This is a genomic window from Sphingomonas sabuli (genome assembly GCF_014352855.1).
Lineage (GTDB): Bacteria > Pseudomonadota > Alphaproteobacteria > Sphingomonadales > Sphingomonadaceae > Sphingomicrobium > Sphingomicrobium sabuli.
The window spans coordinates 1,866,099-1,886,195 of sequence record NZ_CP060697.1; the positions used below are offsets into that span (position 1 = coordinate 1,866,099).

The window sequence follows — 20,097 nt, forward strand, 5'->3', positions numbered from 1 at the left end:
CGGCCTGCGTTGAGAAGCGGCAAGCCCTAAGCCGCGCCGTTGTTAAGCTGCGAAAGGAAGGCGCCGATGAAGGCGCCAATTCCGCAGGCGAACAGCATCAGGACGATGACCACCATCGCCAGCGCGAAGCCGTTGGACGACTTGTGCACGCGCTGCCGAATTTGCGTCGCGGTAACGCCGGTCATGAACACGAGGCTGAGGAAGCCGCACAGGCCGACGATCGCGACCGACGCCAGGATCGCGGGCGACACTCGCGTACCGACGCCCTGCGCCAGGCCCAGCATGCCGCCGACCGCCACGATGGCCAGCGTGCTCATGTGCTTGAGGAAATCGTACGTCGCCAGGAGCGCTTGCTCGCGCGTATTCATCGGCGACAAGTCTGTGGGATGCGCGTCGACCGCGATCTCGATGTCATTGTTCAACGGCTTTGTCATCGCAGTGCGACCCACAGCATTACGACCAGCCCGCCCGCTCCGGCACCGAGAAATGCAAGCGACCCTTGAAGCAATTTCTTCGCGGTCGGCCCTTTGTGGTCACTTAAATTGATCGCCGCAATCCGTCCCGCCGCGCTGACCGAAAGGATGCCCGCGACAACGATCATCGCAATCACCACGGCGACGACGGGAAGCTTGATGGCGCCCGGTCTCGCGGTCTGGGTCAGCGTCAGCACGCCGCCGAACGCCAGCAAAGCCAGCGTCGTCAGGAACTTGGCGAAATCATATTGCAGCGCCTCGTCGAAGCGCTCGCTTTCGCTCACCGAGCGCGGGTCGACATGGCTGTCGTCGTCGATCATTCCGCAGCCCCGTCGAGCGGCGGCTTGTTGTGGCCGAGCAGGCGGAGGACCTCGTCGGCCGCGTCGGCGAGATTGGTGCCGGGGCCGAAGATCGCCTGTACGCCCGCCGCTCGAAGCGCGGCATAATCCTGCGGCGGAATGACGCCGCCGGCGACGACCTTGATGTCGGGGCGGCCGAGGTCCTTCAGGGCCGCGATCATTTCCGGGATGAGGGTGCGATGCCCGGCGGCGAGCGACGATGCGCCGACCACGTCGACATCCTGTTCGACCGCCATTTCTGCCGTCTCGCGCGGGGTTTGGAACAGCGGGCCGGGGATGACCTCGAAGCCAAGATCAGTGAAGGCCGAGGACACGAGATTGGCGCCGCGGTCATGGCCGTCCTGGCCCATCTTGGCGACAAGGATGCGGGGCTTTCGCCCGAGCCGGTCGGACACCGCCTCGGTGCCGGCAACGGCTGCCTTCCAGCGGTCGTCGGCGCGCGCCTTGCCGTAAATTCCGCGCACCGGCTGCGGCACGGTGTCGTACCGGCCGAACGCGCGCTCCAGCGCGTAGGAAATCTCGCCGAGAGTTGCCCGCGCGCGCGCCGCTTCGACCGACAGCGCGAGCAGGTTGGCATCGCCCTTGGCACCTTCGGTCAATGCGTCGAGCGCGGCGCGCACGCGTTCAGCGTCGCGTTCCGCCTTGACCCGGTCGATGCGCTCGATCTGCGATGCTCGGACGCGCGCATTGTCGACTTCCAAAATGTCGATCTCACGGTCCTCGGTCGGCTGGTATTTGTTGACGCCGACGATGACGGTTTCGCCGGTGTCGACCTTGGCGGCCTTTTCCGCTGCGGCTTCCTCGATGCGCTGTTTGGGCAGGCCCTCGGCAACCGCCCTGGTCATCCCGCCATGCGCCTCGACCTCGTCGATCAGCGCCTGCGCCTTCTCCTCCAGTTCGCGGGTCAGCGCCTCCACGTAATAAGACCCGCCAAGCGGGTCGGCGACCGCGGAGACACCGCTCTCCTCGGCCAGGATAAGCTGCGTGTTGCGGGCGATGCGGGCGCTGAAGTCGGTCGGCAAGGCGATGGCTTCGTCGAAGCTGTTGGTGTGCAGCGACTGGGTCCCGCCAAGCACCGCGGCAAGCGCCTCGATCGTGGTGCGGATGACGTTGTTGTAGGCGTCCTGCTCGGTCAGGCTGACGCCCGATGTCTGGCAATGCGTGCGCAGCATGGTCGACTTGTCGTTGCGCGCGCCGAGATCGCTCATGATCCGGTGCCACAACGTGCGCGCGGCGCGCAGTTTGGCGACCTCCATGAACAAGTTCATGCCGATGCCGAAGAAGAAGCTCAGGCGCGGCGCGAAATGGTCGATGTCGAGGCCCTTCGACATAGCCGCGCGGACATATTCGCGGCCGTCGGCCAGCGTGTAGGCCAGCTCCTGCACCGCCGTCGCGCCGGCTTCGTGCATGTGATAGCCGCTGATCGAAATCGAATTGAACCGCGGCATCTGGTTGGCGCAAAATTCGATCACGTCGGCGACGATGCGCATCGATGGTTCGGGCGGGTAGATATAGGTGTTGCGGACCGCGAACTCTTTCAGAATGTCGTTCTGGATGGTGCCGTTCAGCTGCGCGTGATCGACCCCCTGTTCCTCGCCGGCGACGATGTAGAAGGCCATCACCGGCAACACCGCGCCGTTCATCGTCATGCTGACGCTCATGCTGTCGAGCGGGATGCCGTCGAACAGCAATTTCATATCCTCGACCGTGTCGATGGCGACGCCCGCCATGCCGACGTCGCCGGCAACGCGCGGATTGTCGCTGTCGTAGCCGCGGTGGGTGGCGAGGTCGAAGGCAACGCTCAGCCCTTTTTGCCCGGCGGCGAGGTTGCGCTGATAAAAGGCGTTGGATTCCTCCGCCGTCGAAAAGCCGGCGTATTGACGGATGGTCCACGGTCGGCCCGAATACATGGTCGCATAGGGGCCGCGGGTGAAGGGCGCCTCGCCGGGCCGGCCGGGGTCGATTCCGGCGGCGTCGTCGGGCCCGTATACGACCTTCAGGTCGATGCCTTCGGGCGTGCTTCGGCTGATCTCGTCACTCATCGCGACCCGCCCTAGCAGGCCGCTGCGCTTTGCGGAATTGGCGGGGGATCGCGCCTATTCGGCGGCCTGGATCAAGGCCCCGTCGGTGCCGGTGGCGGCCGCCGTGCCCCAGCCCGGCGCCTCCGCGCTCGAGAACCAGGCGATCGTCCGGGCCAGGCCATCGCGCACGTCGATCGTCGGCTCCCACCCCAGCAGGTCGCGGGCGCGGCCGATATCCGGCTTGCGCCGCCGGGGATCGTCCTGCGGCAACGGTCGAAGCACGACGCGCGACGCCGTGCCGGTCATCTCCACCACCAGGTCGACCAGCGCCTTGACCGTCATTTCGTCCGGGTTGCCAAGGTTGACCGGCACGCCGTCGGCCTTTTCGGACTCCATCAGCTGGAGCAGCCCATCGACGATGTCCTCGACATAGCAGAAGCTGCGCGTCTGCGACCCGTCGCCATAGATGGTGATGTCGTCGCCGGCGAGCGCCTGGCAGACGACGTTGGATACCACCCGCCCATCGTCCTCGTGCATGCGCGGGCCATAGGTGTTGAACAGCCGCGCGATGCGCACGTCCGCGCGGCCGGCGCGGCGGAAATCGAACGCCAGCGTTTCGGCGGCGCGCTTGCCCTCGTCGTAGCAGGCCCGCGGGCCGGTACAGTTGACCCAGCCGCGATAATCCTCGTTCTGCGGGTGCACTTCCGGATCACCATAGACTTCGCTGGTCGAGGTCAGCAGCAGCCGCGCGCCGACGCTTTCGGCGAGCCGCAGCATGTTGCGGGTGCCGACCACGTTGGTCATCATCGTATGCTCTGGATCTTCCTGGTAATGCGGCGGGGAAGCCGGGCAGGCAAGATGGTAGATACGGGTGAAGCGCAGTCGTTTGAGTTCGGCCGGAAGCTCGTCGATCACGTCATGCTCGACCAGCCGGAACGCCGGATTGCCCTCCAGGTGCGCAAGATTGCTGCGCCGGCCCGTGCGGAAACTGTCGACGCACACGACGCGGACGCCATCGGCGATCAACCGGTCGCACAGGTGCGATCCGATAAATCCGCCTCCGCCCGTGACGAGCGCAAACCGCTCAGATCCATTCTTCACGCAAGACTCCTGGGCCGTAACCGGCAAGGCACATGCGGCGAGGAAGCCGCCACTGCAAGAAATCGTTCCATTCAACTGTCGGCGCGGGGCCACTCCAAACGCCGGATTCGCCCGATCGATGACGCCGGATAGGGCGGCAAGGTGATCGTTTCGGCCGCTAACCGCAATATCGGGCGAGAGATTGCCCTTGGATGACCGGACGCAGCCTGCGTCCATGCGACCGATTCTTGCGCTCGGACGCAGATGGGCCGTTGCCGCAAGACGCCCGCTAAAGCGTTTTTAGCCGGTGAGAGGAGATTGACCATGCCTGCCAAGTCCAAGGCCCAGCAGAAGGCGGCCGGCGCCGCCTTGTCGGCCAAGCGGGGCGACACGCCCAAAGGCGAGCTCAAGGGCGCGTCTAAGAGTATGTACGATTCGATGACCGAGAAGGAGCTCGACGACATGGCGTCGACCAAGCGCAAGGGTAAGCCCGAGCACGTACGCTGACCGGCGGCGGCCGCTAAACCGGCGCCGACCCCTGTCCCGCGCCGCCTAACATGCTAGGCGGACCCGATGCATAACGATGCCAAGGCCATCCGCGCCCGCGAACAGCTCGCCGGGCTGATCCTGATCGGCGCGTCCGCGGTCGCCTTCATCGCGGCCAATACTGCCCTTGCGCCCGCTTACGACGCCTTGCTGCATCTGCACTTCGGACCGGCGCTGCCGCGTATCGGCGTGCCGTCGCTGCACGATTGGGTGGCGGAAGCGCTGATGGCGCTGTTCTTCATGCTCGTCGGGCTCGAGGTGAAACGGGAATGGCTGCGCGGACAACTGGCCAGCTCGGACCAGCGCAAGCTGCCGCTGGTCGCGGCGATCGCCGGCATGGCCATCCCGGCGCTGGTTTTCCTCGCCGTTACGCGGGGCGATCCTGCGCTCCTGTCCGGCTGGGCGATCCCGTCGGCGACCGACATCGCCTTTGCCATTGCCGTCCTCGCCCTGCTTGGCGATCGCGCCAGTCCGCAGATCAAGTTGCTGCTGGTCGCCATCGCCATCGTCGACGACGTCGGGGCGGTGGTCATCATCGCCTTGTTCTACAGCCAGTCGTTGAGCCTCGCCGCGCTGGCCCTTGCGGCCGCGATCGCGGGTGCGATGATGGCCCTTAACCGGTTCGGCGTCCGCCGCCTGTGGCCTTATCTGTTGCTGTTCGCGGCCTTGTGGCTGGCGGTGTTGGCCAGCGGCGTTCACGCGACCATCGCCGGTGTCGTAGCCGCGCTGACCATTCCGCTGGGCGCCCGGGGCGAACATTCGCCACTGCGTCACCTCGAACATGCCATTCATCCCTGGGTGATGTTCGGCGTGATGCCCCTGTTCGGTTTCGCCAGCGCCGGGGTCGCGATCGACGGCGGGCTGGAGATGTTCCTGGCGCCCTTGCCGCTGGGCGTCGCGGCGGGCCTGTTTCTCGGCAAGCAGCTTGGCGTGTTCGGCGCGACGTGGTTGGCTGTTCGCGCCGGCTTCTGCAAATTGCCGGCAGGTGCCAGCTGGCAACAGGTCTATGGCGCCGCCTTGCTGTGCGGCATTGGCTTCACGATGAGCCTGTTCATCGGCGAACTGGCCTTTGCCGACAATGCCGATGCCGCGGCCGCGGCCAAGCTTGGGACGCTCGCCGGGTCGTTGCTGTCGGCGGTGGTGGGATTCATCGTTTTGCGCCTGTCGCCGCCGCTCCAGTCGGACGAAGGGCGGGAGGAACTCGACGACCTGTTCGCCATGAACGAGGAGGAGGATCACCGGCCCCGGGGTTCCCATTCGGCCAGCGATGCGTAAACGGGCAGGATGCATTCACCGACGGACATGACGACATCGTCGCCGGCGCTGTTCGGAGCGCCGTTCGAATTCATTCTTTTCGCGCTGATGCTCGCGGGCGTCGCGCTGTTCCACAAGCGCGCTCTTTACGTTGCGCTTGGCGGGCTTGCCGCGATCCTGCTGTACGAAGGGTTCGTCACCGGCTTTCCGACTGGGTTCGGTCTGGATGCCCTGGGCCGCCACTTCGCGCATGAATGGGTGACGATTTCCAACCTGCTGTTGTTGCTGATCGGTTTCGAGGTGCTGTCTAACCATTTCGAACGCAGCAACCTGCCCGACCACCTGCCCAACCTGCTGCCCGACGGATGGACCGGCGGCCTTGTCCTGCTCGCTATCGTGTTCGTCATGTCCGCCTTCCTCGACAATATCGCGGCGGCGATCCTTGGCGGGGTGATGGCTCGCCACGTGTACAAGGGGCGGGTGAGCGTCGGCTTCCTCGCCGCAATCGTCGCGTCGTCCAACGCGGGCGGCGCGGGCAGCGTTATCGGCGACACCACGACTACCATCATGTGGCTGCACGGTGTCTCGCCGCTGTCGGTCATTCCCGCCTATATCGCGGCAGTCCCAGCCTTCCTGGTATTTGCGCCGCTCGGCGCCTGGGCGCAGCATCGCTATCAGCAGATTCTTGCCCATGACGAACCGGGTCATCCGATGGAATGGCGCCGCGTATGGATCGTGGCGTTCATCCTGCTTGCGGCGGTGGCGGCCAACGTTTCGGCCAACATGCTCAGCAGCGATGGCGAGGAAAGCGCCCCGTGGCTGGGGCTGGCGCTGTGGGCGGCGATCCTCGTCACCAGCCTTATCGCCAAGCCCGACTGGAGCGTGACGAAACCGGCGGCGAAGGGCGCTTTCTTCCTCGTCTCGCTGGTCGCCGCCGCGTCGCTGATGCCGATCGGCGGGCTGCCCGATCCGTCGTGGCAGACGTCGTTCGCGCTCGGCGGCCTGTCGTCGGTGTTCGACAATATCCCGTTGACGGTGCTGTCCCTGCGCCAGGGCGGGTACGACTGGGCGCTACTCGCCTTCGCCGTCGGCTATGGCGGGTCGATGGTGTGGTTCGGATCGTCCGCGGGCGTCGCCATCACCAACGAATATCCCGAGGCCCGTTCGCTTCGCCGATGGATCGTCGAAGGCTGGTTCGTGCCGCTGGGCTATATCGTCGGCTTCTTCGTTATGCTGCTCATCTGGGGCTGGCAGCCAAGCTTCTCGCGGCCCTAGAAAGCGGAAATGCGCTGCTTCTGGGACGACCGCCAACGCGACCATGTGCCGACGGGCGAATTCTTCAACGGCGCCATGCATCCCCCGGCGGAACATGGCGGCCGCATTGACGCCATCCTCGACGCCATCGGGCCGACCGAAGCGCCGGCCGACCTTGGCATGCAGCCCCTGCTACGGGTCCACGGCCGCGATTATCTCGAATTCCTGCGCACTGCATATGGCCAGTGGCGCGACGCGGGCCGCGACGGCGACGCCTTCCCCTACACCTTCCCGGTCGTCGGCCGCCGCCACCTGCGGCTCAACCGCATCGACGCCTTGCTCGGCCAATATAGCTTCGACACGTCCAGCCCGATCGGGCCGGGCACCTGGGACGCGGCGTACTGGAGTGCGCAGACCGCACTCGCCGGAGCGGAAGCGATCGCCGGCGGCGACCGTGCCGCCTTCGCATTCTGCCGCCCGCCCGGCCACCATGCCGGGGCCGACTATTTTGGCGGCTATTCCTACGTGAACAGCGCCGCGGTCGCCGCGTCGCACCTTGCGGCGTCCGGTCGCCGGGTCGCGATCCTGGATGTCGACTATCATCACGGCAACGGCACGCAGGACATCTTTGCCGCCCGGCGCGACATCGCGTTCGTGTCGATTCACGCCGATCCGGCGACCGATTACCCGTTCTTCTGGGGTCACGCGGACGAAAGCCGGGGCAATATCCTTAACCTGCCGCTGCCGCGCGGCACGGACTGGTCGGGCTATCTGCCGGCCCTGGTTCATGCGCTCGACTGGATCGAACGGTTTGCGGCCGACGCGCTGGTGGTCAGTTACAGCGCCGACACGCACGAAGCCGACCCGATCAGTCACTTCAAGATGAAGACGCAAGACTATACGCCGATGGCGCGGCGCATCGCCTCGCTCGACCTGCCGACTTTGGTGGTGATGGAAGGCGGCTATGCGGTCGACGCGCTTGGTGCCAATGTCGCCGCGTTTCTCGAAGGCTTTTGATCGGAGATAAGACGATGGTTGCGCGCACCCTGACGACCCTTGCGCTGGCGTTCCTCGTGGGGGCCTGCGCCATCGCTCCGCCCGCAACGCCGGTGGCCGGACCATTGCCGGTGGAAAGCCTCGATTCGGTCGCGCGCGATTACGCCGTTCTCCAACTGGCGATCGGCGAGAAGGAAGCCGGCTACATCGACGCTTTCTACGGGCCGGAGGCGCTAAAGACCGAAGGCAAGGCGCTAGCGGCCGCTTCGAGCCTCGCCCAGCTTTCGACCAGGGCGGACGAATTGTCCTCGCGGATCGCGGCGATGTCGTTCCTTGCCGGTTCGATCGAGAACCGGCGGGTCGCGATGCTGCTCGCCAACCTGACCGCGGCAAAGACGCGCTTGCGCATGCTTTCGGGTGAAAAGCTCAGCTTCGACGACGAGGCGGAAGGCCTGTTCGGCGTCCGGCCGCAACTCAAGCCCGCGTCGAGCTTCGACCCCGTCCTTGCCGCGGTCGAGAAACTGGTCCCCGGCGACGGACCGTTGTGGAAGCGGGTGGACGATTTCCAGGACCGCTTCCTGGTCGCCAACGACAGGCTGAAACCGGTGTTCGATGCCGCCATCGCCGCCTGCCGGGCACGGACGTTGCAGCATATCGCGCTCCCGCAGGGAGAACGGTTCGACCTCGCTTTCGTCACCGGCAAAAGCTGGGGCGGGTACAATTATTACCAGGGCGATTATCACAGCAAGATCGAGATCAACACCGACCTGCCGACCCGCATGTCGCGCGCCGTCGACCTTGGCTGCCACGAAGGGTACCCGGGCCACCACGTCTACAGCTCGCTGCTCGAACGGAATCTGGTGCGGGGGCGGGGCTGGATAGAGTTCAGCGTTTTCCCGCTATATTCCCCGCAGGCGGTGATCGCCGAAGGATCGGCCAATTATGGCGTCCGGATGGCCTTTCCCGGCGCCGACCGGGTCGCGTTCGAAACCTCGACGCTCTACCCGCTTGCCGGGCTGCCGCCGACCGGCGCGACCACTTTCGATCAACTCGGCGAGGCGATGCGCACGCTGCGCGGCGCGACCATGTCGATCCAGCGCGACCTGCTCGACGGCCGGATCACCGAGGCGCAGGCAGTTGAACTGCTGCAGAAGTACGGCCTGCAAAGCGAGGCGCGGGCAAGAAAGTCGGTCGAATTCGCCAGGCAGTATCGCAGTTACGTGATCAATTACGGGCTGGGCGAGCAACTGGTGGCGGATGCGGTCGAAGCCGAGCCGACCATCGCGGCGCGCTGGAAGAAGTTCGAACAGATCATCGGCGAACCGACGCTGCCGAGCGACCTCACGCCGCGCAACTGAGTTCAAAGCCGCCCGTCGGTCCGGAAGGCGGCGACGCCGCGCTCGATCAGCCGATCGAGTTCTGCGAACAGCGCGTCGTCGGCGGTCTTGAAGTTGAAGCAGGACTTGCCCTGCATGCGCTTCAGTAGCGCCGGGTCGACATCGTCTAGTAGGGCGTGGTGGAAATAGACCGGCATGAGATGGCAGGAGACATAGGCCTTCTTGATCTCCACGCCGCCGAGCCACGTCCGGTACCCGTCCTTGGCCCGCACCTCGTGGGTGCCGAGCAGGTAAACCCCCGCCTCGTCCTTCAGGACCACGCAGTCGCCTTCGTAGCGTGCGAACAAGGGGCGCAGGCGTTCGAAGATCGTCTGGAAGGCGTCGCTCATGGCTGGGGGTGGGCCAATCGGTTCAGGGCGCCTTGGGCAGGCGCGCGTCGGGGTGGATCAGCTCCTGGCTGCGCAGGTCATCCCAGAAGTCGGCCGGGATCTTCGCCTGCATGCTGTTCCAGTCCGCGTTGATCTGTTCCGCGCTGCGGGCACCGACGACCAGCGCGACGGCGGGCTCGGCGGCGGCGGAGAATTGCAGTGCGGCGGTGCGCAGGTCGACGCCGTGGCGGTCGGCCACCGACTGCAGCCGGTCGCGCTTGGCGATGGCGTCGGGCGGCACCTTGTAAGCCTCCTCGCCGTAGTTGAAGCGCGGGCTGCCGGAAATGAAGCCGGCGTTGAGCGCCGATCCCATGACCAGCGACACGTCCTTTTCCAACACCTTGGGAAACAGCTCATCGACCGCCTGCGCATGGTCGATCAGCGAATATTGCCGGGCGCACAGGCAGACGTCGGGATCGGCGTCCTCGATCACGCCAAGGATCGCCATCGGCGTGTTCACGCCGACGCCCCAGGCGCGGATGATGCCTTCGTCGCGCATTTTCGACAGTTCCGGGAACGCGCCCTTGCGGGCGATCCTGTACTGCGCTTCCCAGTCGTCGTTGGGGAAGAAGGCGAAGTCGGGCGAGAGGTCGTGCACGAAGGCGATGTCGATGTGCGACACGCCCATCCGCTGCAGGCTGTCCTCGATCGACCGGCGGACGCCGTCGGCGGTATAGTCGATCACCAGATCGTTGGGGGAATCCGACAGCGGGAAGACGTCGGCATGCTTGTTGTCCCGCGACGCGCGGAACAGCTTTCCGACCTTGGACGACAGCAGGTAACTGTCGCGATTCTGGTTGTGCAGGAAATGGCCGAAGCGCCGTTCGGACAGGCCGAAGCCATACCAGGGCGCGACATCGAAATAGCGCACGCCGACCGTCCAGGCGGCTTCCAGCGTTTCCTGCGCATCCTTGTCCGAATGCTTGTCGAATTCGTTGCCGAGCGCGACGCCGCCCATGCCGAAGCGAAATTCGGGGCGGAAGATCTTCTGGGCGCGGTTCATGCCGGAAAAACACCCGGCATGGGCTTAGAGTTTCTCGGTCAGTTCGGGGACGATTTTGAACAGGTCGCCGACCAGGCCGACGTCGGCGACCTGGAAGATGGGGGCGTCTTCGTCCTTGTTGATGGCGACGATGACCTTCGAATCCTTCATGCCCGCAAGATGCTGGATCGCGCCAGAGATGCCGATCGCGATATAGACCTGCGGGGCGACGATCTTGCCCGTCTGGCCGACCTGGTAATCGTTGGGCGCGTAGCCCGCGTCGACCGCGGCGCGGCTGGCGCCGACGGCGGCACCCAGCTTGTCGGCGAGCGGGTCGATGAGCGCATGGAACTGCTCGGCCGATCCGAGCGCGCGGCCGCCCGAGACAATGATCCCGGCGCTGGTCAGCTCGGGCCGGTCGCTTTTCGATTCCTCGACTCCGACGAAGTCGCTGAGGCCGCCCGCACTGCCGGCGTCGATCGTCTCGACCGTGCCGCTGCCGCCCTCGCGCGCGGCCTTGTCGAAGCCGGTGGCGCGGACGGTGATGACCTTTTTCGAGTCGTTCGACTTGACCGTGGCGATGGCGTTGCCGGCGTAGATCGGGCGGGTGAAGGTGTCCGGACCCTCGACCGACAGGATTTCGCTGACCTGCATCACGTCGAGCAGCGCGGCGACGCGCGGCGCGATATTCTTGCCGAAGGTGGAGGCGGGAGCGAGGAAGGCGTCGTGGTGCCCCATTTGGTCGACCGCGATCGGCGCGACATCCTCGGCCAGCTGATGCGCAAGGTGCGCGGCGTCCGCGACATGGACCTTGCCGGCGCCGGCAATCTTCGTTGCGGCATCGGCGATCGCGTCGATGCCGGACCCGACGACCAGCAGGTGGACCTCGCCAAGCTGAGACGCGGCGGTGACGGCGGCGAGGGTCGAATCCTTGATCTCCGACCCGTCATGTTCGACGAGGACCAGCGTCTTCACTTGGCAACTCCCAGCGCTTTGAGTTTGGCGACCAGTTCGTCGACCGACCCGACCTTTTCGCCCGCCTGCCGCTTGGGCGGTTCGGTGACCTTCACCACTTCCAGCCGGCGCGCGATATCGACTCCGAAATCGTCGGGCGACTTGGTAGCGAGCGGCTTCGACTTGGCTTTCATGATGTTGGGCAGCGACGCATAGCGCGGCTCGTTCAGCCGCAGGTCGGTGGTGACAATGGCCGGCAGCTTGAGCTTTTCGGTCTCCAGCCCTCCGTCGACTTCGCGAGTGACGGTAACGGCGCCGTCGGCGGCTTCGACCTTCGACGCGAACGTGCCCTGGCCCCAGCCGAGCAGGGCGCCGAGCATCTGGCCGGTGGCGTTGTTGTCGTCGTCGATCGCCTGCTTGCCGAGGATCACCATGTCCGGCTTCTCCTCCTCGGCGATTTTGGCGAGGATTTTGGCGACGCCCAGCGGTTCGACCTCTTCGTCCGTCTGGACGAGGATCGCGCGGTCGGCGCCCATGGCGAGCGCGGTGCGCAGCGTTTCCTGCGCCTTGGCCGGGCCGATCGACACCGCGACGATCTCGGTCGCCGTGCCCTTTTCCTTCAGGCGGATGGCTTCCTCGACGGCGATTTCGTCGAACGGGTTCATGCTCATCTTGACGTTGGCGAGGTCGACCCCGGAGCCGTCCATCTTCACCCGCGGCTTCACGTTATAGTCGATGACGCGCTTGACCGCGACGAGTAGCTTCATTGAAATCGCTCCTGAACCTTTAGGCCGGCTGCTTCACTTCGGCGACGATCTTGCGGGCGGCATCGCCCAGATCGTCGGCAGGGATGATGGCAAGGCCGCTGGACGCGAGGATGTCCTTGCCTTCCTTGACGTTGGTCCCTTCGAGCCGAACGACCAAGGGCACCTTGATATCCATTTCGCGGGCCGCGGCGACGATGCCTTCGGCGATGATGTCGCAGCGCATGATGCCGCCGAAGATGTTGACGAGGATGCCCTTCACCGACGGGTCGTTGAGGATGATCTTGAACGCCGCGGTGACCTTTTCCTTCGACGCGCCGCCGCCGACGTCGCAGAAATTGGCCGGTTCCGCGCCGTTGAGCTTGATGATGTCCATCGTCGCCATGGCGAGGCCCGCGCCGTTGACCATGCAGCCGATGTTGCCGTCGAGCTTGATGTAGGCGAGGTCGAATTTGGACGCCTCGATCTCCATCGGGTCTTCTTCGGAAAGGTCGCGCAGGTCGGCCAGATCCGCGTGGCGGAACTCGGCATTATTGTCGAAGCCGACCTTGGCATCGAGCACCATCAGCTCGCCCTTGTCGGTGACAGCCAGCGGGTTGATTTCGATCTGCGAAGCGTCGGTGCCGACAAAGGCTTCGTAAAGGCTGGCGAGCAGCTTGCCGCACTGCTTCGCGAGGTCCTTGTCGAGCTGCAGCGTCGCAGCGACCGCGCGGCCGTGGTGCGGCATCAGTCCGGTGGCCGGATCGACGGTGATGGTGTGGATCCGGTCGGGCGTTTCGTGCGCGACCTTTTCGATGTCCATGCCGCCTTCGGTCGAGGCGACGATCGCAATGCGGCTCGATTCGCGGTCGACCAGCAAGGCGAGATAGAATTCGCGCGCGATGTCGACGCCGTCAGTAATATACAGCCGGTTCACTTCCTTGCCGGCCGGGCCGGTCTGGACGGTGACCAGCGTCTTGCCGAGCATTTCCGCGCTGTGATCGCGAACCTCGTCCAGCGAATGCGCGAGCCGGACGCCGCCCTTGGCGTCCTCGCCCAGTTCCTTGAACTTGCCCTTGCCGCGGCCGCCGGCGTGGATTTGCGACTTCACCACCCACAGGGGGCCGGGGAGCTGCTTGGCGGCGGCAACCGCTTCCTCGACGCTCATCGCGGCATGGCCGGCAGGCACCGGGACGCCATATTTGGCCAGCAGTTCCTTGGCCTGATATTCATGGATGTTCATGCCGCCGCCTTAAGCAGATTGCCCCTTGGGTTGCAAAGCGCCGGTCACTCCAAAAGTCGCAAAAGTCGCACTCATTACGCGCATGAGACGGCGATCCCGGTGTTGCTCTTGCAGGCTAGACTTGCCGCCGCGCTGTAGGACAGGAAAATCGGATCGTGTCCGACTCGGCCCCTCCCGCCCGCAAGATCATCCATGTCGACATGGACGCTTTCTATGCGTCGGTGGAGCAGCGCGACGACCCGGCTTTGCGGGGCAAGCCGCTGGCGGTTGGCGGCGGCCATCGCGGGGTGGTGGCGGCGGCCAGTTACGAGGCGCGCAAGTTCGGGGTGCGATCGGCGATGCCGTCGGTGACCGCGCGGCGGCGCTGCCCGGCGCTGCTGTTCGTCAAGCCGCGCTTCGACGTCTATCGCGCGGTGTCGCAGCAGATCCGCGCGATCTTCGCCGATTACACCGATTTGATCGAGCCGCTGAGCCTGGACGAGGCCTATCTGGACGTGACCGAGGACCGGCGCGGGCTGGGCACGGCGCGGGCGATTGCCGAAGACATCCGGCGGCGGATCGCGGCGGAAACCGGGCTGACCGCGTCGGCCGGCGTGTCCTACTGCAAGTTCATCGCCAAGCTTGCCTCCGACTATCGCAAGCCGGACGGGCTGACCGTGATCCGGCCGGAACAGGGGCCGGACTTCGTCGCCTCGCTACCGGTCGCGCGCTTCCACGGCATCGGCCCGGTGACGGCGAAGAAGATGGAATCGCTGGGCATCCATACCGGCGCCGACCTGCGCCGCTGGAGTCTACCCGAGCTGGAGGCGCGATTCGGCAGTTCGGGCAACTGGTATTGGCGTATCTGCCGCGGCATCGACGAGCGCGAGGTGAAGTCCGACCGGCCGTCCAAGTCGGTCAGCGCGGAACGGACGTTCGACACCGACCTCAGCGACCCCGCGCAGCTGTGCGCCGAACTGGAACGGGTGGCGGGCTTGGCGTGGGTGCGAATCGAGCGCGCCGAGGTCGGCGGGCGGACGGTTACGCTGAAGGTGAAATATGGCGATTTCACCCAGATCACGCGGTCGAAGAGCTTTGCCGTGCCGGTGCGCGATCCGGCCATTTTCCTGGCCGCTGGACAAGCGCTGCTGACGGCGCTGTTCCCGGTGCCCAGGGGCATTCGCCTGCTGGGACTGGGTTTGCACAACCTGAGCGAGCGATTCGACGAACAGCCGCAGCTCCGACTCGCTTTTTAGGGTCCGTTGTGATATAAAATTGTCACACAGGCCGGCGCGCTTCCGTTTCGGCCGTTTAGCAGGAACCTTAAAGGCGGAGAGCCACGACCCATTGTTCTTAGGGGGCAAGTGTCGTTTGGGGGACGATACGCATGGTGTCGGCTCTGACCGTCGTTGAACGGAAAGGTGTTCGAATGGCAGCCAAGGCTTTGAGCTTCGACGTTGGCGATTACGTAGTTTACCCCAAGCATGGTGTCGGCCGCGTCGTCGAACTGCAGAGCACGGAAATCGCCGGAACCAGCCTCGATCTCTACGTCCTTCGTTTCGAGAAGGAAAAGATGACTCTTCGAGTGCCTGTGCTGAAGGCGGATTCGGTCGGCATGCGCAAGCTTTCGTCGGACAAGACGATGAAGGACGCGCTCGACACGCTCAAGGGCAAGCCGAAGGTGAAGCGCACCATGTGGTCGCGCCGCGCGCAGGAATATGAAGCGAAGATCAATTCGGGCGACCTGACGTCGATCGCCGAAGTGGTGCGCGACCTGTTCCGCCCCGACGACGCGCCGGAACAGAGCTATTCCGAACGGCAGATTTTCGAAGCCGCCTCGTCGCGCCTGGCGCGCGAACTGGGCGCGATGGAACAGACCGACGAAAAGACGGCGCTGGCGAAGATCCTCGAGATCCTCAACAAGGCCGCGGTGATCCATCACAAGCCGAAGGAAGAAGTCGCCTAAGCCGGCGCTTCCGGACCGAAAGCCAAGAGGGCGCGACCGCAAGGCCGCGCCCTTTTTCGTGCGCCGCGGAAAAGCGCTTGCCGCTACAAATGTAACGCGCTACAGATGTAACACTGTTTGATTCGGATAACACGGATGGAGGATGCGATGCGGAGCACTTTTCTGGTGGCGTTGGGCGTGACGATCGCGGTGGCCGGCTGCGGCCAGTCGCTTGCGCAGGATGGCGGGCCGACGGTCCAGCGATCCTATCCGGTAGGGCAGTTCCAGCACATCGAGGTGGCCGGGCCCTATGACGTCAACGTCCGCACCGGCTCCGCGCCGTCCGTGTCGGGCCGCGGCCCGCAAGCGCTGATGGACAAACTGGTCGTGGAGATCCGCGGCGACCGCCTGTACATCCACCCGGAAAAGACCGGCAACCGGATGTCGTGGAGCGGGCGCGAGAAGGCCACGCTGAATGTCACCGTGCCGATGCTGCGCGGAGCGGCCATCGCCGGATCGGGCGACGTCACCATCGACCGCATCGCGGGCAATGATTTCGACGGCTCGATCAGCGGATCGGGCGACCTCAACCTCGCCTCGCTGAATGTGCAGACGCTCGAACTGAGCATCGCCGGATCGGGCGGGCTGACGGCTCGCGCGGGCCAGGCCAACCGGGCGGCCTACAAGATCGCCGGGTCGGGCGACATCGACGCGCGCGGAGTCCGCACCGGCACCGCGTCGCTGTCGATCGCCGGTTCGGGCAATATCGCCGGCCATGCCAGCAACGAGGCGTCCGTCAGCATCGTCGGGTCGGGCGACGTGGCGTTGACCGGCGGCGCCAAATGTTCGGTATCCAAGGCCGGGTCGGGCAGCGTCCGCTGCTCTTAAAGGCGTCTTAACCATGTTGGGCGAAGGTGGGCGAATGACAGCCCGCCTTTGCCTTGCCGCCCTGATTGCCGCGACCGTACCAACGGCGGCGCTGGCGGCCGACCGCAATTACACCGTCACCGGCTTCGACCGCATTCGCGTCGACGGACCGTACCGGGTCCAGCTGGTGACCGGAGTCGCGCCGTTCGCCCGCGCCAGCGGGACCGCCGCGGCGATCGACGGCATCGATGTGCAGGTGCAGGGTCGCACCCTGATCGTGCGCAAGAGCCAGTCGAACTGGGGGAATTATCCCGACGACAATCCGGGGCCCGTACTGCTCAAGGTCGGGACTCACGAATTGACCGCGCTCTACGTCAACGGCGCCGGCTCGCTGAGCGTCGACAAGGTGCGCGGCATGGGCTTCGAATTGTCGCTGATCGGATCGGGCGCGGTCGAGATCGCGGGGCTCGACGTCGACCGGCTCAACGCGTCGGTCAAGGGCAGCGGATCGGCCCGGCTGGCGGGCAAGGCAGCGCGGGCGATGACCAATATCAGCGGCACCGGGCTGGTCGACGCCGCCGCTTTGGCGGTGAAGGACGCGACCGCATCGGCGGAAGGCGCGGCGGTGCTTCGGCTGAACGCCAGCAACACGGCAAAGATCAACGCGCTCGGCACGGCGACGGTCGAAATGACCGGCCGCGCCGATTGCACGGTGAAAACGTCGGGATCCTCGCTGGTCAGCGGCTGCCGCTGACCGCCGTCCCTAGTTGACGGCGACGGTCGCTTCGACGCCGGACAGGAAATTCCACAGCGCACCGGCCAGTTCGTCGCCGGCGGCAATGGCTTCGGCCTTGTCCGCTTCGGGCAGGCGGTCGAGCAGTTCGCGGCACACCGCGCTATGTTCGACGTCGGCGGTGGCGTGGACGCGGAAGAAGCGCAGCGTTTCCTCGTCCTGGATACCGTAGCAGTCGACCAGGCCCTCGATCTTCGCGGTGGCGACGCCCGGGAATTGCGATTCGTAGGCGTAGAGCGCGCCGAGGCCGGCGGCGTAGGACTGGCGCGACAGCTTGCGGAAAGTGTCGATCAGGCCCTGCGTTTCGGCATTGAGCTGCTGGCCCTGGACCGCGGCTCCGTTCTCGCCAAGGCCGCAGGCAAACATCATCCACAAGGTGGCGTGATCCTGCTTGCCCGCCTCGATGCCTTCTTCCTCGGCGAGGTTCTCGGCCAGCATGCGGCGGCCGTCGCGGTCGGTGCAGGCGCTGTGCACGGCGCTGACCGCGCGCGGGAAGGCTTCGACGTGGTGGAAATACTGACGCGCGTAGGACCGCAGCGTGTCGAGGCTAAGCGTGCCGTCGGTCCATGCCTGATAGAAGGGATGGCTGAGCATTGCCTTGGCCGCGACCTTGGCATCGATTGCCGCTGAAACACCCTGGTTGGTCATCACCGTCACTCCTGAAAAACGTGAACCGCCTGCATAAGCGGCCCGCCGATGCTCGACAAGCAAATGGTCGCGACCGTCACGCAACCGAATCGGGTAAAGGTTCGTTGAGCTTCCGAACCAAGAAAAACGGGAGAACATCCATGTATATCGGTATCGGCGGTCTCATCCTGCTCATCATCCTGCTGGTCATCCTTTTCTAAGGACAGTCACAGCAAAGCCAGCGCGGCCAATCGGCCGTACAGCCGGGGCGGCAGTTCGGACAAACCCGACCCGTCGTCCTCGGCCGCTGGCGCATCTTCTTCCGTCAGATAGCGCCATCCCTGGTGCGCGCGCCGGTGTTTCGGCACCACCGCCCTGAATGTTTCCGCGCAGACGATGTCGATCCGTCCGTCGCTGCGATCTTCCAGCCGCAGGATTTCGTTGCACCCGATCAGGCGGTGCTTGACGATCCAGTAGAGGCTGCCCCCAACCAGTTCATCCGCCCGCCGCGGGCGCATCCGCGTCGCCACACGCAATTCGCCGCCGCTGGCGCGCGTGGCGATTCGCCGCGCCAGCGCATCGGCATCGCGGCACGCGAAAGCGACCTTGGACAAATGGAGTGGCACCCGTCCTAGATGGACAAAGAGCCGGGGTTTTTCAACGCGTTGACGGCGTCAAACGAGCCCGCTGGCAACGGCCAGGCCGAGGAAGATGAGGAAGCCCATCGAATCGGTCATCATGGTCACGAACACCGACGATCCGACCGCCGGGTCGATTTCCCACCGTTCGAGCGTCAGCGGCACCAGCGAGCCGACCGTTCCGGCGACGAGAATGTTGGTCAGCATCGCCGCGGCGATCACCCCGCCCAGCAGCGGATTGGCGAAGACCACGGCCACGCCGACGCCCAGCAGGGCCGCGACCGTCACGCCGTTGAGCAGCGCGACGCGCATTTCGCGGCCGACCGCGCGCCAGCGGTTGGACCCGGTCAGCTGGTTGGTCGCCAGCGCGCGAACGGTCACCGCCAGCGCCTGGGTCCCGGCGTTGCCGCCGACCCCGGCGACGATCGGCATCAGCACCGCCAATACGACCATCTGTTCGATCGCGCCTTCGAACAGGCTGATGACGGTAGACGCGACCAGCGCGGTGCCGAGGTTGGTGATCAGCCAGCGCACGCGGTTGCGATAGCTTTCCATCACCGGCTCGTTGATGTCGCCTTCTTCGCCCGCGCCGGACAGCAGCAAGACGTCCTCGCCCGCTTCTTCCTGGATGATGTGGACGACGTCATCGACGGTCACCATGCCGACCAGCCGTCCGGACGAATCGATCACCGCCGCCGACACCAGCGCATATTTCTGGAAGCGCAGGGCGACGTCTTCCTGGTCCATGTCGACCGGGATCAACGTCTGTTCGCTGATCATGATGTCGCGGACCTGCACCGTGCGCGGCGTGCGCAGGATGGTCGACAGCTTGCACGTGCCGGTCGGATGGTGGTTGGGGGCGACGACGAACACTTCCCAGAAATCGGTCGGCAGGTCCTCGGTCGAGCGCAGGTAATCGATGACCTGGCCGACGGTCCAATGTTCGGGCACCGCGATCAGGTCGCGCTGCATCAGCCGGCCGGCGGATTCCTCCGGATAGGTGAGCGCTTCCTCGACCGCCGCGCGGTCGTCGGGCTCCATCGCGCTGAGCACCGCGCGCTGCTCGTCTTCCTCGAGGTCCTCGATGATCGCGACCGCGTCGTCGGTTTCCAGTTCGCCGGCGATCTTGGCGACCGCGTCGGGACCGAGCGCGTCGAGCAGCGTCTCGCGGACGTGCTCGTTCATTTCCGCCAGCACGTCGGCGTCGACGATTTCGGCCAGCGCCCTGACCAGCCCGTCGCGTTCGTCGTTGGCGGCCAGTTCGATCAGGTCGGCGACGTCGGCCGGGTGCAGCGGTTCGACCAGTTCGCGGGCGGTGGCGTCGTCGCCGGCCTCGACCGCGTCGAGCACGCGGTCGACGAATTCGGGGCGCAGCCGGTCTTCCTCGTCGATGGCGGATTCGGGCACGGCGTCGACCAGCTCTTCGTCGAGGGCAGCGGCGACGGTATCGCTCTCGCTCATGTCCCTCACCCCTGATTACGCCTGTGGCGCCCCTCTATGGCCGCCTCGGCGCTGGCGCAACCCGCCGCGGGGCAATAAGGGAGGCGCGAACCCCGAACCAACGACAGGAGCGCGCCC

General features: G+C 65.6%; 22 protein-coding genes. 10 read left to right on the forward strand and 12 right to left on the reverse strand.

Features of this window, described 5'->3' with window-relative positions:
• Window positions 1–26: 26 nt before the first annotated feature.
• The 4 genes from H8M03_RS09350 to H8M03_RS09365 are packed head-to-tail and all read right to left on the reverse strand — an operon-like array spanning window position 27 to window position 3,954.
• Complete coding sequence (locus H8M03_RS09350; RefSeq protein ID WP_187479178.1) at window positions 27–434, reverse strand: hypothetical protein; 408 nt, start codon at window positions 432–434, stop codon at window positions 27–29.
• Window positions 431–793 carry a hypothetical protein gene (locus H8M03_RS09355; RefSeq protein WP_187479179.1) on the reverse strand — a complete coding sequence of 121 codons (363 nt, stop codon included), beginning with the start codon at window positions 791–793 and terminating at the stop codon, window positions 431–433. Before H8M03_RS09355 ends, H8M03_RS09350 begins: the two co-directional genes overlap by 4 nt.
• Window positions 790–2,874, reverse strand: a complete 2,085-nt coding sequence (scpA, locus tag H8M03_RS09360; RefSeq protein WP_187479180.1) for a methylmalonyl-CoA mutase — start codon at window positions 2,872–2,874, stop codon at window positions 790–792. Before scpA ends, H8M03_RS09355 begins: the two co-directional genes overlap by 4 nt.
• A gap of 54 nt (window positions 2,875–2,928) precedes the next feature.
• A complete protein-coding gene (locus H8M03_RS09365) occupies window positions 2,929–3,954 on the reverse strand; it encodes a UDP-glucuronic acid decarboxylase family protein (RefSeq protein WP_246448832.1) in 1,026 nt (341 codons plus the stop codon).
• Window positions 3,955–4,257: 303 nt separating this feature from the next.
• On the opposite strand from H8M03_RS09365, the gene H8M03_RS09370 reads away from it, so the two are divergent.
• The 5 genes from H8M03_RS09370 to H8M03_RS09390 all read left to right on the forward strand — a co-directional run bounded on the left by H8M03_RS09370 (window position 4,258) and on the right by H8M03_RS09390 (window position 9,341).
• A complete protein-coding gene (locus H8M03_RS09370; protein WP_187479182.1) occupies window positions 4,258–4,440 on the forward strand; it encodes a DUF3008 family protein in 183 nt (60 codons plus the stop codon).
• Window positions 4,441–4,506: 66 nt separating this feature from the next.
• Window positions 4,507–5,754 (forward strand): Na+/H+ antiporter NhaA, encoded by a 1,248-nt coding sequence (gene nhaA, locus H8M03_RS09375; protein WP_187479183.1) that lies wholly within the window; start codon window positions 4,507–4,509, stop codon window positions 5,752–5,754.
• 27 nt (window positions 5,755–5,781) lie between these two features.
• Entirely contained in the window at window positions 5,782–7,008 is a 1,227-nt protein-coding gene (locus tag H8M03_RS09380) for a citrate transporter (protein ID WP_187479184.1), read from the forward strand.
• 9 nt (window positions 7,009–7,017) lie between these two features.
• Window positions 7,018–8,004, forward strand: a complete 987-nt coding sequence (locus H8M03_RS09385; RefSeq protein ID WP_187479185.1) for a histone deacetylase family protein — start codon at window positions 7,018–7,020, stop codon at window positions 8,002–8,004.
• Window positions 8,005–8,018: 14 nt separating this feature from the next.
• Window positions 8,019–9,341: a hypothetical protein gene (locus H8M03_RS09390; RefSeq protein WP_187479186.1), complete on the forward strand. Its 1,323-nt coding sequence runs from the start codon at window positions 8,019–8,021 to the stop codon at window positions 9,339–9,341.
• 2 nt (window positions 9,342–9,343) lie between these two features.
• Here the strand turns inward: H8M03_RS09390 and H8M03_RS09395 are convergent, their stop codons facing one another.
• From H8M03_RS09395 to sucC, 5 genes are read right to left on the reverse strand one after another with little or no spacing between them, the layout of a single operon-like run.
• Window positions 9,344–9,709, reverse strand: coding sequence for a hypothetical protein (locus H8M03_RS09395; RefSeq protein ID WP_187479187.1), 366 nt, complete (start codon window positions 9,707–9,709; stop codon window positions 9,344–9,346).
• A gap of 22 nt (window positions 9,710–9,731) precedes the next feature.
• Complete coding sequence (locus tag H8M03_RS09400; protein ID WP_187479188.1) at window positions 9,732–10,751, reverse strand: aldo/keto reductase; 1,020 nt, start codon at window positions 10,749–10,751, stop codon at window positions 9,732–9,734.
• A gap of 24 nt (window positions 10,752–10,775) precedes the next feature.
• Entirely contained in the window at window positions 10,776–11,705 is a 930-nt protein-coding gene (locus tag H8M03_RS09405; protein WP_187479189.1) for an electron transfer flavoprotein subunit alpha/FixB family protein, read from the reverse strand.
• Window positions 11,702–12,451, reverse strand: coding sequence for an electron transfer flavoprotein subunit beta/FixA family protein (locus H8M03_RS09410; protein WP_187479190.1), 750 nt, complete (start codon window positions 12,449–12,451; stop codon window positions 11,702–11,704). Before H8M03_RS09410 ends, H8M03_RS09405 begins: the two co-directional genes overlap by 4 nt.
• 19 nt (window positions 12,452–12,470) lie before the next feature.
• The gene (gene sucC, locus H8M03_RS09415; RefSeq protein ID WP_187479191.1) at window positions 12,471–13,670 is read right to left on the reverse strand and encodes an ADP-forming succinate--CoA ligase subunit beta; all 1,200 of its coding nucleotides are present in this window, start codon (window positions 13,668–13,670) and stop codon (window positions 12,471–12,473) included.
• Between the two features lie 200 nt (window positions 13,671–13,870).
• On the opposite strand from sucC, the gene dinB reads away from it, so the two are divergent.
• The 4 genes from dinB to H8M03_RS09435 all read left to right on the forward strand — a co-directional run bounded on the left by dinB (window position 13,871) and on the right by H8M03_RS09435 (window position 17,215).
• Window positions 13,871–14,905, forward strand: coding sequence for a DNA polymerase IV (gene dinB, locus H8M03_RS09420; protein WP_246449243.1), 1,035 nt, complete (start codon window positions 13,871–13,873; stop codon window positions 14,903–14,905).
• 173 nt (window positions 14,906–15,078) lie between these two features.
• Window positions 15,079–15,615 carry a CarD family transcriptional regulator gene (locus H8M03_RS09425; protein WP_187479193.1) on the forward strand — a complete coding sequence of 179 codons (537 nt, stop codon included), beginning with the start codon at window positions 15,079–15,081 and terminating at the stop codon, window positions 15,613–15,615.
• A 147-nt stretch (window positions 15,616–15,762) separates the two neighbouring features.
• On the forward strand, window positions 15,763–16,482 hold the full coding sequence (locus tag H8M03_RS09430; protein ID WP_187479194.1) for a head GIN domain-containing protein: 720 nt from the start codon (window positions 15,763–15,765) through the stop codon (window positions 16,480–16,482).
• Between the two features lie 34 nt (window positions 16,483–16,516).
• A complete protein-coding gene (locus H8M03_RS09435; protein WP_187479195.1) occupies window positions 16,517–17,215 on the forward strand; it encodes a GIN domain-containing protein in 699 nt (232 codons plus the stop codon).
• Window positions 17,216–17,224: 9 nt separating this feature from the next.
• Here the strand turns inward: H8M03_RS09435 and H8M03_RS09440 are convergent, their stop codons facing one another.
• Window positions 17,225–17,902, reverse strand: coding sequence for a CADD family putative folate metabolism protein (locus H8M03_RS09440; RefSeq protein WP_187479196.1), 678 nt, complete (start codon window positions 17,900–17,902; stop codon window positions 17,225–17,227).
• Window positions 17,903–17,922: 20 nt separating this feature from the next.
• Here H8M03_RS09440 and H8M03_RS09445 point away from each other — a divergent pair, with 20 nt between their 5' ends.
• The gene (locus H8M03_RS09445; protein ID WP_187479197.1) at window positions 17,923–18,102 is read left to right on the forward strand and encodes a hypothetical protein; all 180 of its coding nucleotides are present in this window, start codon (window positions 17,923–17,925) and stop codon (window positions 18,100–18,102) included.
• A gap of 6 nt (window positions 18,103–18,108) precedes the next feature.
• On the opposite strand, the gene H8M03_RS09450 is transcribed toward H8M03_RS09445, so the two are convergent.
• On the reverse strand, window positions 18,109–18,507 hold the full coding sequence (locus tag H8M03_RS09450) for a DUF1489 family protein (protein ID WP_187479198.1): 399 nt from the start codon (window positions 18,505–18,507) through the stop codon (window positions 18,109–18,111).
• Window positions 18,508–18,555: 48 nt separating this feature from the next.
• The gene (gene mgtE / locus H8M03_RS09455) at window positions 18,556–19,980 is read right to left on the reverse strand and encodes a magnesium transporter (RefSeq protein ID WP_187479199.1); all 1,425 of its coding nucleotides are present in this window, start codon (window positions 19,978–19,980) and stop codon (window positions 18,556–18,558) included.
• Window positions 19,981–20,097 lie beyond the last annotated feature (117 nt).